The following is a 12551-nucleotide window of genomic DNA, read 5'->3' on the forward strand; positions in this document are numbered from 1 at the left end:
CCTCGGCGCCGCCGCGCCCGCCCCACCCCGACCCTCCCCCGCAAGGAGGAGGGAGAATAGTTTTCGTGAGGTTCGCGCGTGACCACCCCCCACCCCCTCGATTTCGCCTACGACGCCGCGCCTGCGCCGGGCGCGCTGGTCGAGGTCGCGCCCGGCCTGCATTGGCTGCGCATGCCGATCCCGCTCGACCTCGACCACATCAATCTGTGGCTTATCGAGGATCAAGACGCGGCCGGCGCGCCGACCTGGACGCTGATCGACAGCGGCTTCGGCGACGCGGCGACGCAAGGCCTGTGGCGCGCGATCTTCGACGGGCCGGCCGCCGGCCGCCGGCCGCACCGGCTGATCTGCACCCATTATCACCCGGATCATTTCGGCCTGGCGGGGTGGCTTGAGCGGACCTACGGCGTGACGGTCGAGATGACCGAGACCGAATGGATCGTCGGCTCGCTGCTGCCGCGCATCGGGCATCAGGCGGCGGCCGACGCGCAGGACGCCTTTTTCGCCCGCCACGGCATGCCGGCCGACATGCGCGGGCGGCTCGCCGCCCAGGGCAACGAATTCAAGACCCGCACCGAGCCGCCTCCGGCCGCGTGCCGGCGCATCCGGCACGGCCAAACCCTGACCCTCGGCGGCCGGGAGTGGGAGGTGATCGTCACCGAAGGGCACGCCAGCGAACACGCCTGCCTTTCCTGCGCCGATCTCGATCTGCTGATCTGCGGCGATCAGCTGCTGCCGAAGATCACGCCCAACATCTCCGTCTATTGGTTCCGCGACGGCGCCCGGCCGCTGGCGGAGTATCTGGAAAGCCTGGATCAGCTGGAGGCGCGCATCCCCGCTTCGACCCTGGTGCTGCCCTCGCACAAGCTGCCCTATCGCGGCGCGCCGACGCGCGTCGCGCAGCTGCGCGCGCACCACGCCGAGCGGCTGGAGGCGTTGGCGGGCGCGCTCGGCGACGCCTCGAAGAGCGCCTTCGATCTGACGCCGGCCCTGTTCCCGCGTCGGCTCGACGACATGCACATGATGTTCGCGCTGGGGGAGACGATCGCGCATCTGGAGCATCTGGCGGCCGACGGCCGCGCGGTGGGCGCGCCAGGCGAAGACGGGGTGAAACGCTGGCGCGCCGGTCCCGGCGGCGCCTGAACCAACGGGGGGAGAGACCAGCCGCCATGACCGGCCGCACAATCGACGACTTCACGGTGGGGGAGACCTTCACGACCCGCTCGGCGGCGTTGGACGAGGCGACGATCATCGCCTTCGCGACCGACTACGACCCCCAGCCGATCCACATCGACCCGGTCTTCGCCAAGGAGCAGGGGCCGTTCGGCCGGGTGATCGCCAGCGGCTTCCAGACCGTCGCCTTCTCTTTCAAACTCTATCTGGAGTTCGGGCATTTTCAGGGAACCGGCCTCGCCGGGCCGGGGATGGACGAGATCCGCTGGCTGAAGCCGGTGTTCCCCGACGATCCGCTGACGAGCTGCGTCGAGGTTCTGGAGGCCCGGCCCTCCAAGACCAAGCCCGACCGCGGCCTGCTGCGCCTCGGCTTCACGGTGAAGAACGGCGCCGGCGAGACGGTGCTGACCTACAGCTCGATGACGATGCTGAAACGACGCGGCTGAGGGGGGCGCCGCGGGACGCGGCCCGCCGGCCGCGCCCCGCCCTCAAGAGGCCGGGATCTGGGCCTCGGTCGGCGGCGCGCCCTCCGCGGGCGAAGCGTCCTCGGCGCTCGGCGGCTCCTCGGCGCTCGGCGGCCACTCTGCGCTCGGCGGCTCGGGGAAGCGCTCCGGCGCGGGCGAGACGACGCGCGGCCCCTGGCCGGTGATCTCAACCACCGCGAAGCCGCGTTCGTTGAGTCCGTCCGGGGTGAAGCGGAAGAGACCTTCGGCCCCGAGGAAGCCGGTCGGGTTCGTCAGCGCCTCGGCGGTGAAGCGCGCCGGCCGGTCGTCGACGCCGGCGAGGCTGACCGCCACCGCCGTCACGTCGTAACCGAGCGAGGCGAGGCGCGAAGGCCGCCGGCCGTAGACGGCCGCGAAGCGCTCTGCGAACTGGCGGCGATACGCGTCGGGCGGCGAGACGTACCGCGCGCCGACCAGCGTCGGCTCCCGCGACAGATCGCCGAAACCGTCCCACGGCTGCAATCCCAAAATCCGCACGGCCGGCTCGTCGACGTCGTAGAAGGCGAGCTGCGCGGCCAGAATCTTCGCCGTCTGCGCGTCGAGCGCCGGCAGCAACACCGCGTCGAACGGCGGGTCGCCCAGCGTGTCCAGCGGCTCCAAACGCCTCAGCGCCGCCTTCGAGGCCTCATCGTCGCGCGCCTCCAGATCGGCGCGCTCCTGCGCCAGAGCGCGGGCGCGTTGCTGGTAGTCGGCGAAGCGGCGAATCACCTCGCTGTGGTCGGCGGCGCCCGCGTCGTAATAGGCGATCCGGGCGAGCGAGATCGGCGCCGGCGGCGCTTCGGTCGTCGCGGTGAGACCGGGCAGGATGTCCACGGCGACGGCGGGCGCGGTCTCGGTCGCGGCGTCGCCCGCGGTGATCTCTCCGGCGATCGCCGCCGGCGGCCGCCGCTCTCCGCTCTCATAGGCGCGCAGCACCTGCTGCGCGGCCGAGACGACGGCGTCGCCATAGGCCCCTTGCGGCGCCAGGACGGCGATCCGCGTACGCCCCTCGGCGATCGCGTGGTCGATGATCCGCGCCACTTGGGCCGAGGGCGTGAAGCCCGCCAGATAAACCGGCGGTCCGGCCGCATCCGGCGAATTGGAAAAGGCGACGACGTTGAGGCCCGCCTGATCGGCGATCGGGCGGACGGCGTCGACGGAACTCGCCAGCAGCGGGCCGACGATCAGCCCCGCCTCTTCCTCGACCGCACGGGCCGCGGCCTGCGCGGCGCCGTCGGGGGTCCCTTGCGTGTCCAACGGCAGCAGCACCGCCTCCGGATTGCCGAGGTCGAAGAGCGCCATCTGCGCGCCCTGCAACAGCGCCTCGCCGGCGCCCGCGTGGCGGCCCGACAGCGGCGCCAGCAGCGCGATCACATGGTCGCGCGGGCCGCCGACCAGATCGGCCTCCTCCTCCGTCGGCAGCAGAAAGTCGGACTGCGCCCCGAACATCTCGTCGGCCGCCTCTGCCGCGGCGGCGGCGTCCGGATCGCCCGGATCGACGCCCGGCGAATGCGGCGGCAGGCCGTCGGCGGGCGGGCCGGTCTGATCCTGTTGAGGGGGCTCGCTCGCGCAGCCGGCCAGCGTTAGGATCAAGGCGACCGCGGCCAGCAGGGCCGCCAAGCGGCGGCCTGCGGCGGCGGGCGCGCGACAGCATGACGCGACGATCGGCGCGGCGGGAGGCGAAGCGAGTGACGGCACCAGGTTCCTCCGATCGTCCAAGGGCGAGCGACGGCGTCGGCGACAGATATACGAAGGGTGCGGTCGCAAGTAAACCGATGGGCGAAACGCCCGGGGACCGCCTGCCCGCAGGCCTCTACATCGTGGCGACGCCGATCGGCAATCTGCGCGACATCACGCTGCGCGCCCTTGACGTCTTGGGCGCCGCGGACCGCATCGCCTGCGAGGACACCCGGGTGACCGCCAAGCTGCTCGCCGCCTACGGCCTCAAGAAAAGCCTGACGCCCTATCATGACCATAATGCGGCGGCGGCGCGGCCGAAGCTGCTGGACGCGATCGGGCGCGGGGAGGCGGTGGCGCTGGTCTCGGACGCGGGTACGCCGCTGGTCTCCGATCCCGGCTACAAGCTGGCGGCGGAGGCGGCGGCGGCCGGATTCGCGGTGACGCCGATCCCGGGCGCGTCGGCCGCGCTCGCCGCGCTGAGCGCCGCCGGGCTGCCCAGCGACAAGTTCCTGTTCGCCGGCTTCCCCCCGCCCAAAGCGGGCAAGCGCGCGCGCTGGCTGGCGGGGTTGCTCGCGATCGACGCGACGCTGATCCTCTATGAGGGGCCGAGCCGGCTGGCCGACGCCCTCGCCGCGATCGCCGAAACCGCGCGTGATCGGCCCGTCGCCGTGATGCGCGAACTCACCAAACTCTATGAGGAGCATCGCCGCGGGACGGCCGCCGCGCTCGCCGACCACTACAAGACGGCCGGACCGCCCAAAGGCGAGGTCGTGATCGTCGTCGGCCCGCCCGGCGCGGATGAGGCCGAGGCGCCGGACCTCGACGCGCTGCTCCAAGACGCGCTCGCCGCGATGAGCGTCAAGGACGCCGCCAAGATCGTCGCGGCGGCGACCGGTCTGCCGAAGAAGGACGTCTACGCCCGGGCGCTAACCCTCGCGAAGCCTGATGGCGCGTGATCCGGCGACTCGCCGGCGCGCCGAGGGCCGCGGGCGCAAAGCGGAGGATTGGGCCGCGCTGTGGCTGCGCCTCAAGGGCTATTCGATCCTGGCCAGGCGCGCGCGCACGCCGGTGGGCGAGATCGACCTGATCGTGCGCCGCGGCCGGCTGATCGCAGCCGTCGAGGTCAAGGCCCGGGCCGATTTGGGCGAGGCGGCCGCCTCCGTCACCGAGCGTCAGCGCCGCCGCATCGCGCAGGGCTTCGACTACTGGCTGGCGCTCAAGCCGGAGCTTTCGGCCTTCGACCGCCGCTTCGACGTCATCCTGGTCGCGCCGGGCAAGCGCCCGCGCCACCTGCCGGACGCCTGGCGGCTGTGAGCGGGCCGCGCGGGCTTGATCGCGCCCGCGCGGCCCGCATACTCGGCCCAGCCAATGAAGGAGGTCTCTTCCATGTCCGATTCCCTCGCCGTCACGATTCTCGGCGCTTCCGGCCGGATGGGCCGGATGCTGGTGAACGCCGTTCATGAGGCGGAGGGCTGCCATCTGGTCGCCGCGACGGGTCGCGAGGGCTCGGACGCGCTCGGCAAGGATGCGGGCGACCTGGCCGGGATCGCGCCCAACGGCGTCTACGTCTCGAGCGACCTGGCCCAGGCGATCGCCAAGGCGGACGCCGTCATCGACTTCACCGGCCCGGAGACGACGGTGGAGGCGGCGCGCCTGTGCGCCCAAGCCCACGCCGCCCACATCGTCGGCACCACCGGCCTGTCGGAGGAGGATGTCGGCGCGCTGGAGAAGGCGGCGCGCCACACGGCCGTCGTCTACGCGCCCAACATGTCGGTGGGCGTCAATCTGCTGCTCGGCCTGACGCGCAAGGTCGCCGCGACGCTCGGGCCTGACTACGATATCGAGATCGTGGAGATGCACCACCGCCACAAGGTCGACGCGCCGTCCGGCACGGCGCTGGGGCTCGGCCGGGCGGCGGCGGAGGGGCGCGGCGTCGACCACGATGAGGCCGCCATCCTCTCGCGCGAGGGGCGCACCGGCCCGCGGCCCGAGGGCGCCATCGGCTATGCGACCTTGCGCGGCGGCGAGGTGGTGGGCGAGCACACGGTCGTCTTCGCCGCCGCGGGCGAGCGGATTGAGCTCACCCACAAGGCTTCCGACCGCAGCATCTTCGCGACCGGCGCGGTGCGCGCCGCGCTCTGGGCGGCGGGCAAGGAGCCGGCGGTCTATTCCATGGCCGACGTGCTGGGGTTGGACGACTGACCGGGCGGGTCACGCGCGCGCCGCCGGCGCGCGGGGCTTGGCGCCGCGGGCGAGCGCAAGGCCGGCGAGGATCAAGGCCAGCGCCGCGAAGGCCTCCACCGGCGGGGTCTCCCCCAGCAGCGTCACCCCGTAGGCCACGCCGAACAGCGGGACCAGATAGTTGATTTGGCTGAAGAAGGCCGCGCCCTGCCGCCGGATGATGGCGCGCAGCATGAGGTTGGCGAGCGCCGTCGGGAACAGACCCAACAGCACGAGCGCCGCCGCGGATTGGCCTGAGACGGCGAGCGTCCAGGGCTGATCGACGATCAGGCTGGCCGGGGCCAGGATCGCGGCGGAGCACAGCATCACACCCGCCGATACGCCGCGAAAACTCTCGCCCGACAGCCGCTTGTTGAGGAGCGAGGCGGCGGCGTAGCAACTCGCAGCCGCGGCGAAAGCGAGATAGCGCAGCGTCTCGTCGCCGAGCAGCAGCAGCTTCGACGGGCCGATCAGCACCACCACCCCGGCGAGACCGGCCAGGATCCCCAGGATCTTGCGCGGCCCCGCCTTCTCGTCCCGCGTCAGCGCATGGGCGAGCGCCAGCGTCACCAGCGGATTGATCCCCATGACGATGGCGGCGAGCCCGCTGTCGACCGTCTCCTCGCCCCAGCCGATCAGCGTGAAGGGAACCGCGTTGCCGACGAGCGAGACGGCGAGGATCAACCCCCAGGTCTTCAGGCCGCGCGGCAGGCTGCGCCCGCTCGCCCAGGTGACGCTCAGCAGCGCGAGCGCGGCGATCGCGGTGCGGCCGGCCGCGATGGTGAGCGGCGGAATCGTGTCGACCGACAGCTTGATCAGCAGGAAGGAGCCGCCCCAGATCGCCGCCAACGCGACGAGCAGCCCGTAGTCGGAAAGACCGGGGGCGGAGGCCGCCTTCACCCGCTCCCGCCGGCGGGGCGGGCCGCGCCCGGCGGGGAAAGCGGCCCGCCGCGATAGCGCTCCAGCGCCGCGCGCAAAGCGCGGGCCAGTTCGAGCCGCTCGCCGGCCGTCAGAAAGGCGCCGACGATGGTGACGCGGCCGTGGCTCAGCAGCTTCAACTGGCTGTCGTGGTTCGGCGGATCCTCGATCTCCACCCGCAGCCAGGTCGGCTCCAAGCGGCGGACGCTCTTGCGCCCGTCCGGCGCGACCTCGGCGATCTCGAGCCCGGTCTTGTCGGTCAGGCGCAAATGCTGACGCCGGCGGCTTTCGCGGTAGTTCAGCTTGAAGGCGATGTAGACCAGCAGGATTTCCAGCCCCGCGAAGCCGGCGACCGGCCAGGCCCCGGCCAGGAAGAAGCCGAAACCGATCAGAAAGCCGCCGCCCGCAATCGCGCTCATCAGGATCAAGAAACCCTGCGGCGGCAGGCTGCGATAGGGCGCCAGGGTCGCGTCGAAATAGATCGTCCCGACAGCCTCTGCTGGGGTCTCGTCGGCGGTTTTCGGGTGGGCTTCCTCGGTCATGGGCCGTAATCTATCGCGCCCGACGCGCCCCTCCAAGTCCCGACCCGACCGAGAGTCGTCCATGCCCCAGATGACCAAAGCCGAGATCGAGCGATTCTTCGCCCGCCTGCAGGCGCAGACCCCGGAGCCGAGGGGCGAACTCAACTGGACCAATCCCTACACCTTGCTGGTCGCCGTCACGCTCTCGGCCCAGGCGACCGACGTCGGCGTCAACAAGGCGACGGAAAAGCTCTTCCAAAAGGTCTCGACCCCGGCGCAGATGCTGGCGCTGGGCGAAGCGGGGCTGAAGGATCACATCAAGACCATCGGGCTGTTCAATTCCAAGGCCAAGAACGTCATCAAGATGGCGGACATTCTGGTGCGCGAGCATGGCGGCGAGGTCCCGCGCGAGCGCGCGGCGCTGGAGGCGTTGCCGGGCGTCGGGCGCAAGACGGCCAACGTGGTCCTCAACATCGCGTTCGGGGAGCCGACGATCGCGGTCGACACGCACTTGTTCCGGGTCTCGAACCGCACCGGGCTGGCGCCGGGGAAGACGCCGCTGGCGGTCGAGACCAAACTCGAGAAAAAGACGCCGAAACATTACCTCCTGCACGCCCATCACTGGCTGATCCTGCACGGGCGCTACGTCTGCAAGGCGCGCAAGCCGGACTGCCCCGTCTGCGTCGTCTCGGATCTGTGCAAGTACAAAGCGAAGACCGTCGCGGCCTGAGCCCGCGTTTACGTTTGGAAAGGCGATCCATGGCGAAGCTCGATCCGAAGACCATCGCCGCGCGCTCCAAAGGCAGCCTTGTCGAGCTGCTGGGCCTCGAGATCCTAGAGGCCGGGGAGGGGGCGGCGCGCGGGCGCCTCGCGGTCGAGCCGCGCCATCTCGCGCCCAACGGCTATCTGCACGCCGCGTCCGTCGTGGCGCTCGCGGACACGGTCTGCGGCTACGGGACCTACGCCGACCTGCCGGAGGGGGCGGCCGGGTTCACCACCGCCGAACTCAAAAGCAACCATATGGGCACGGCGCGCTCCGGCGCCCTGATCTGCGAGGCCGCGGCCCAGCATCAGGGGCGCGCCACGCAGGTCTGGGACGCGAAAGTCTTCCGCGAGGACAAGCCGGAGAAGCCGATCGCGCTGTTCCGCTGCACCCAGATCATACTCTGGCCGAGTTGACGCCCGCTCCGGCCGGATGGGGCGCTGCGCCCCCGCGAAGGCGGGGGCCTTCCGGCGGATAACGCCGACGGCGGGGCGTGTTGAGAAAGGTCCCCGCCCTCGCGGGGACGCCAAAAAAGACGCGCCGCCTCACCCGACCTTCTCGATCTCCAGCAGGATGTGGATGTAATCCATCGCATGTCCCGCCGGGTCGGCGGCGACGCGGTCCTCATAGGCCTGGTAGAACGCGTCGACAAGCGCCTGCGCCTCCGCCTCCGCCCGCGCGTCCAGCGCGGTCTTGAAGACCGTCTCCGACCAACTGCGCATCGTCGGGATCAGGCTGGCGGCGAACTCGGCGGCGCTCATCGAGCCGGCGGACCCGGCGAAGGCCTCCTCATAGGGGCAGCGGGTGTAGCGGCTTTCGACCGAGACCAGACGCAGGCCCGCCTGATAGACCGGCGACGCGGGATCGACGAGCGGCGCGGTGAACTCGTCAGCCGTGCGGTAATGCTGAGCGAACGTGGCCCGCTCGAACTCGCGCTGCGTGATTTCGCCGCGCTCGCGCATCGCTCCCCACAGCTCGGCGAACTGATCGAACATGTTGACGCCGCCTGTGTTCCCCAGCCAGCGCCCGTCCTCGTCGATGCCGAAATTGACCAGCACCAGTCGACCGCCGGGCTTCAGCTCCGCCGCGCGGGCCAGCAGGATGCGCTCCCAGTCGGCGGCGGCCTGGGTCGCGAAGGCTGCGCGCTCAGCGCCGGTCGCGCCCGTCATGTGGACATGGGTCTTGAGGTCGACGGGGATCTCGGAGACGTAATGCATCGCGGTCGCCGAAAAGCCGAAGTCGAGCGAGTAGCTCGGCGCCAGCTGCCGGTGGAACCCGGTGCCGCAGCCATGCACGAAGACGCCGTCGAACAGCGCCTGGTAGGCGTCGGCCGGATCGCCGGCGAGGCCCTGCATGCTTTTGAACAGCTGGGAGAAATCGTTCGAGGCGAGGTCGGTGTAGAGCATCGCGATCTCGCGATGGTCGCCGGCGGCCCGCAGCCCCTCGATCAGCCGGCGCCACATCTCCCGGCTGGTGCCGCCGTCGGCGCAGCCGTAATCGGCGAGCCGCAGCGCGCCGGCCGCGCCGGGCCTGGGCGGCACGGCCTTCGCCGCCAGCGGAAAGGCCCGGTCGATCACCAGCTTGGCGCCGCGCGTGCGCTCCGAATAATAGCCGCCGCCGCGCATCGACAGGCGGTCTTGCGGATTGCGGCTCGGCGTATCGGGCATCGGCGGACCCCCCTCTTTTCCTTTTGCCGGGGAAAGCGTAGGCCGGGAGGCGTGGGGTTGTCGAGCGCGGGAACACAAGGCGGCGGGAGGAAAGCCCCTCTCCCCCGGGGAGAGGGGTTGGGGTGAGGGGCCGCGCCCGGCGTGAAGGGTTAGGCGCGGCCGAACGCCCCCTCACCCGGCCGCGTTCGCGGCCGACCCTTCCCGAGGGAGAGGTGGAAACCCCGCGTACCACGCCGCATGCGACCCGCTGTGGTTCGCCATGCCGGGTTTGGTGAGGCAGCCTTTGGGCGCGATGTAGCTGTCGATGCGCCGCTCGGGCGCCTCGCGCCAGGTCAGATTGAAGGCCGCGCGCTTCGGGAAGAAATAAAGGCTGTGATAGGGCAGATGGTCGTGGATCCACCAGGCGAGCGCGCGCCAGTCCGCGCCCGCCTCATAGCGCTGGGCGAACCAGGGGAGCACGAGGCAGGCCGTCGCGCCCATCCGTCCCGCAGCGTCGCGCCGGTCCCAGATGTGACCGGCGGAGCTGGCGGCGTTGGACGAGCAGTTGTAGCCGCCCTTGCCCGCCTTCTGCCGCGCGTTGCCGAAGCCGTTGACCGCCGGCGCGCGATAGGCGGAGCGGATCGCGATCCGCCCGAAGGTCGCCTGCAGGGGCTCCAGAAGCGCATCGCACAGCCGCTCGCCCGCTGCGATCGCGAGGTCCGGATCATCCGGGATGTTGGGGATCCCGTGAAAATTCGCGATCTCGCTGTAGAGGAAGTCCCGCAGGAAGAAGTGTTTCGAGAGCTGCACGCGCCCCAGATCGTCAAGCGCGGCGACGCTGGCGGGTTTTTTCATCGGGCGATCCCCCAAAAAGATGCGCCGCTCACTCTAGCGACGTCGCCTCGCACGTCGAGCGGTCTCGCACCCCCGCTCCCCGCTGGACGCGCCCCGGCGGCTGGTCTAGAACGCGGGGACTTCCGTGGGGGATTCGTGCAAGACACCTTCAGCATCAGGGGCGAGATCGGCCGATCATGAACGACATTCCCAACAGCTTCCGCACCGGCCCCGACGAGGCGGGCCATTTCGGCATCTTCGGCGGGCGCTTCGTCGCCGAGACGCTGATGCCGCTGATCCTCGAGGTCGAGGAGGCCTACAAGGCCGCCAAGGCCGATCCCGCCTATCGCGACGAGATCGACTATTACGCCAAGCATTACGTCGGCCGGCCGAGCCCGCTCTACTACGCCGGCCGCCTGACCGAGCATCTCGGCGGCGCGAAGATCTACTTCAAGCGCGACGAGCTGAACCACACCGGCAGCCACAAGATCAACAACGTGATGGGCCAGATCCTGCTGGCCCGGCGTATGGGCAAGACCAAGATCATCGCCGAGACCGGCGCCGGCCAGCACGGCGTGGCGACGGCGACCGCCTGCGCGCTGTTCGGGCTGGAGTGCAAGGTCTTCATGGGCGCGCTCGACGTCGAGCGTCAGGCCCCGAACGTCTTCCGCATGAAGCTGCTCGGCGCCGAGGTGATCCCGGTCACCTCCGGCCGCTCGACGCTGAAGGACGCGATGAACGAGGCGCTGCGCGACTGGGTCGCCAACGTCGAGGACACCTTCTACTGCATCGGCACCGTCGCCGGCCCGCACCCCTATCCGCAGATGGTGCGCGACTTCCAGTCGGTGATCGGCCGGGAGACGAAGGAGCAGATGCACGAGGCCGAAGGCCGCCTGCCCGACACGCTGGTCGCCTGCATCGGCGGCGGCTCCAACGCGATGGGCCTGTTCCACCCGTTCCTGGACGACAAGTCGGTGCGCATCGTCGGCGTCGAGGCCGCGGGCGAGGGGATCGAGACCGGCTGTCACGCCGCCTCGCTCACCGGCGGCCGGCCGGGCGTGCTGCACGGCAACCGCACCTACCTGCTGCAGGACGCGGACGGGCAGATCACGGAGGCGCACTCGATCTCCGCCGGCCTCGATTATCCGGGCATCGGCCCGGAGCACAGCTGGCTGAAGGAGAGCGGGCGGGTCGACTACGTCTCGGCCACCGACGCCGAGGCGCTGGAGGCCTTCCAGCTGTGCAGCCGCAAGGAGGGGATCATCCCGGCGCTGGAGCCGAGCCACGCGCTCGCCCACGTCATGAAGATCGCGCCCGAATTGCCGCGCGACCATCTGATCGTCATGAACATGTGCGGCCGGGGCGACAAGGACGTCCACACGGTCGCCCAGCATTTCGGGGTCGAGCTATGAGCGCGGACGTCGCCAACCAGGAGCCGGCGACGGCCGAGGCCGCCGGCACGGATTCGGGCCGCATCAGGGCGCGCTTCGAGCAGCTTAAGGCGGACGGCCGCGGCGGACTCGTCACCTTCGTGACCGCCGGCGATCCGGATTTCGAGACGTCGAAGAAACTGATCTGCGGCCTGCCCGCGGCCGGCGCCGATCTGGTCGAGATCGGCATGCCCTTCACCGACCCGATGGCCGACGGCCCGGCCATTCAGGCGGCCGGCCTGCGCGCGCTGAACGCCGGGCAGACGCTGCCGAAGACGCTGGAGATCGCGACGGCGCTGCGCGCGACAGACGCCGACGTGCCGATCGTGCTGATGGGCTATTACAATCCGATCTACAGCTACGGGGTCGAGCGCTTCCTCGCCGACGCGCGCGCGGCCGGCGTCGACGGGCTGATCATCGTCGACCTGCCGCCGGAGGAAGACGACGAGCTGTGCGTGCCGGCCATGCGCGCGGGCCTGAACTTCATCCGCCTGGCGACGCCGACGACCGACGAGAAGCGCCTGCCGACGGTGCTGCGCAACACCTCCGGCTTCGTCTACTACGTCTCGATTCTTGGCATCACCGGCACCAAGGAGATCGAGGACGCGCCGGTCCGCGCGGCGGTCGATCGGCTGAAGCGCCACACCGATCTGCCGATCGCGGTCGGCTTCGGAATCAAGACCGCCGATCAGGTCGCCGCAATCTGCGAGAGCGCGGAGGCCGCGGTGGTCGGCTCGGCCATCGTGAAGAAGATCGCCGACGGACTCGACCCGACAGGCCGGGCGACGCCCGATCTGGTCGACGACGTCCACGCCTATGTCGCGGAGCTGGCCGAAGGCGCGCGGCGCAAAGCCGGCTGACCGCCAAACGACGCCGAGAGGGCT

Annotated in this window: 14 protein-coding genes; 9 read left to right on the forward strand and 5 right to left on the reverse strand. The window is 70.8% G+C overall.

Features of this window, described 5'->3' with window-relative positions; genetic code table 11:
* Nucleotides 1-78 precede the first annotated feature (78 nt).
* Nucleotides 79-1143: an MBL fold metallo-hydrolase gene (locus RIB45_RS16165; RefSeq protein ID WP_350051535.1), complete on the forward strand. Its 1065-nt coding sequence runs from the start codon at nucleotides 79-81 to the stop codon at nucleotides 1141-1143.
* Between the two features lie 26 nt (nucleotides 1144-1169).
* Nucleotides 1170-1619: a MaoC family dehydratase gene (locus tag RIB45_RS16170; protein WP_350051536.1), complete on the forward strand. Its 450-nt coding sequence runs from the start codon at nucleotides 1170-1172 to the stop codon at nucleotides 1617-1619.
* A gap of 42 nt (nucleotides 1620-1661) precedes the next feature.
* Here the strand turns inward: RIB45_RS16170 and RIB45_RS16175 are convergent, their stop codons facing one another.
* On the reverse strand, nucleotides 1662-3275 hold the full coding sequence (locus tag RIB45_RS16175; RefSeq protein ID WP_350051537.1) for a penicillin-binding protein activator: 1614 nt from the start codon (nucleotides 3273-3275) through the stop codon (nucleotides 1662-1664).
* A 155-nt stretch (nucleotides 3276-3430) separates the two neighbouring features.
* On the opposite strand from RIB45_RS16175, the gene rsmI reads away from it, so the two are divergent.
* The 3 genes from rsmI (at nucleotide 3431) to dapB (ending at nucleotide 5537) form a co-directional block, all read left to right on the forward strand.
* On the forward strand, nucleotides 3431-4291 hold the full coding sequence (gene rsmI, locus RIB45_RS16180) for a 16S rRNA (cytidine(1402)-2'-O)-methyltransferase (protein ID WP_350051538.1): 861 nt from the start codon (nucleotides 3431-3433) through the stop codon (nucleotides 4289-4291).
* A complete protein-coding gene (locus RIB45_RS16185) occupies nucleotides 4281-4649 on the forward strand; it encodes a YraN family protein (RefSeq protein ID WP_350051539.1) in 369 nt (122 codons plus the stop codon). Before rsmI ends, RIB45_RS16185 begins: the two co-directional genes overlap by 11 nt.
* A 72-nt stretch (nucleotides 4650-4721) precedes the next feature.
* A complete protein-coding gene (gene dapB / locus RIB45_RS16190; protein WP_350051540.1) occupies nucleotides 4722-5537 on the forward strand; it encodes a 4-hydroxy-tetrahydrodipicolinate reductase in 816 nt (271 codons plus the stop codon).
* A gap of 9 nt (nucleotides 5538-5546) precedes the next feature.
* On the opposite strand, the gene RIB45_RS16195 is transcribed toward dapB, so the two are convergent.
* Both RIB45_RS16195 and RIB45_RS16200 read right to left on the reverse strand, forming a co-directional pair.
* Entirely contained in the window at nucleotides 5547-6455 is a 909-nt protein-coding gene (locus tag RIB45_RS16195) for a DMT family transporter (RefSeq protein ID WP_350051541.1), read from the reverse strand.
* Nucleotides 6452-7015 carry a DUF2244 domain-containing protein gene (locus RIB45_RS16200; RefSeq protein ID WP_350051542.1) on the reverse strand — a complete coding sequence of 188 codons (564 nt, stop codon included), beginning with the start codon at nucleotides 7013-7015 and terminating at the stop codon, nucleotides 6452-6454. Before RIB45_RS16200 ends, RIB45_RS16195 begins: the two co-directional genes overlap by 4 nt.
* 70 nt (nucleotides 7016-7085) lie before the next feature.
* On the opposite strand from RIB45_RS16200, the gene nth reads away from it, so the two are divergent.
* Nucleotides 7086-7724, forward strand: a complete 639-nt coding sequence (nth, locus tag RIB45_RS16205; protein ID WP_350051979.1) for an endonuclease III — start codon at nucleotides 7086-7088, stop codon at nucleotides 7722-7724.
* A gap of 29 nt (nucleotides 7725-7753) precedes the next feature.
* Nucleotides 7754-8173: a PaaI family thioesterase gene (locus tag RIB45_RS16210; protein WP_350051543.1), complete on the forward strand. Its 420-nt coding sequence runs from the start codon at nucleotides 7754-7756 to the stop codon at nucleotides 8171-8173.
* Between the two features lie 129 nt (nucleotides 8174-8302).
* On the opposite strand, the gene RIB45_RS16215 is transcribed toward RIB45_RS16210, so the two are convergent.
* Both RIB45_RS16215 and RIB45_RS16220 read right to left on the reverse strand, forming a co-directional pair.
* Nucleotides 8303-9424, reverse strand: coding sequence for a class I SAM-dependent methyltransferase (locus tag RIB45_RS16215; RefSeq protein ID WP_350051544.1), 1122 nt, complete (start codon nucleotides 9422-9424; stop codon nucleotides 8303-8305).
* Between the two features lie 171 nt (nucleotides 9425-9595).
* The gene (locus RIB45_RS16220; protein ID WP_350051545.1) at nucleotides 9596-10258 is read right to left on the reverse strand and encodes a hypothetical protein; all 663 of its coding nucleotides are present in this window, start codon (nucleotides 10256-10258) and stop codon (nucleotides 9596-9598) included.
* A 176-nt stretch (nucleotides 10259-10434) separates the two neighbouring features.
* Between RIB45_RS16220 and trpB the strand changes: the two genes are divergently transcribed.
* The gene (gene trpB / locus RIB45_RS16225) at nucleotides 10435-11649 is read left to right on the forward strand and encodes a tryptophan synthase subunit beta (protein WP_350051547.1); all 1215 of its coding nucleotides are present in this window, start codon (nucleotides 10435-10437) and stop codon (nucleotides 11647-11649) included.
* Entirely contained in the window at nucleotides 11646-12527 is an 882-nt protein-coding gene (trpA, locus tag RIB45_RS16230; protein WP_350051548.1) for a tryptophan synthase subunit alpha, read from the forward strand. The genes trpB and trpA overlap by 4 nt, the downstream gene beginning before the upstream one ends.
* The last annotated feature ends 24 nt before the right edge of the window (nucleotides 12528-12551 follow it).

This window comes from Marivibrio sp. (genome assembly GCF_040218065.1).
GTDB lineage: Bacteria > Pseudomonadota > Alphaproteobacteria > UBA8366 > Aestuariispiraceae > Marivibrio.

Coding starts and splice junctions, on each gene's coding strand:
- RIB45_RS16170 (WP_350051536.1), top strand. CDS start 1,170: ATGACCGGCCGCACAATCGACGACTTCACGGTGGGGGAGACCTTCACG.
- rsmI (WP_350051538.1), top strand. CDS start 3,431: ATGGGCGAAACGCCCGGGGACCGCCTGCCCGCAGGCCTCTACATCGTG.
- RIB45_RS16185 (WP_350051539.1), top strand. CDS start 4,281: ATGGCGCGTGATCCGGCGACTCGCCGGCGCGCCGAGGGCCGCGGGCGC.
- dapB (WP_350051540.1), top strand. CDS start 4,722: ATGTCCGATTCCCTCGCCGTCACGATTCTCGGCGCTTCCGGCCGGATG.
- RIB45_RS16200 (WP_350051542.1), bottom strand. CDS start 7,015: ATGACCGAGGAAGCCCACCCGAAAACCGCCGACGAGACCCCAGCAGAG.
- nth (WP_350051979.1), top strand. CDS start 7,086: ATGACCAAAGCCGAGATCGAGCGATTCTTCGCCCGCCTGCAGGCGCAG.
- RIB45_RS16210 (WP_350051543.1), top strand. CDS start 7,754: ATGGCGAAGCTCGATCCGAAGACCATCGCCGCGCGCTCCAAAGGCAGC.
- RIB45_RS16215 (WP_350051544.1), bottom strand. CDS start 9,424: ATGCCCGATACGCCGAGCCGCAATCCGCAAGACCGCCTGTCGATGCGC.
- RIB45_RS16220 (WP_350051545.1), bottom strand. CDS start 10,258: ATGAAAAAACCCGCCAGCGTCGCCGCGCTTGACGATCTGGGGCGCGTG.
- trpB (WP_350051547.1), top strand. CDS start 10,435: ATGAACGACATTCCCAACAGCTTCCGCACCGGCCCCGACGAGGCGGGC.
- trpA (WP_350051548.1), top strand. CDS start 11,646: ATGAGCGCGGACGTCGCCAACCAGGAGCCGGCGACGGCCGAGGCCGCC.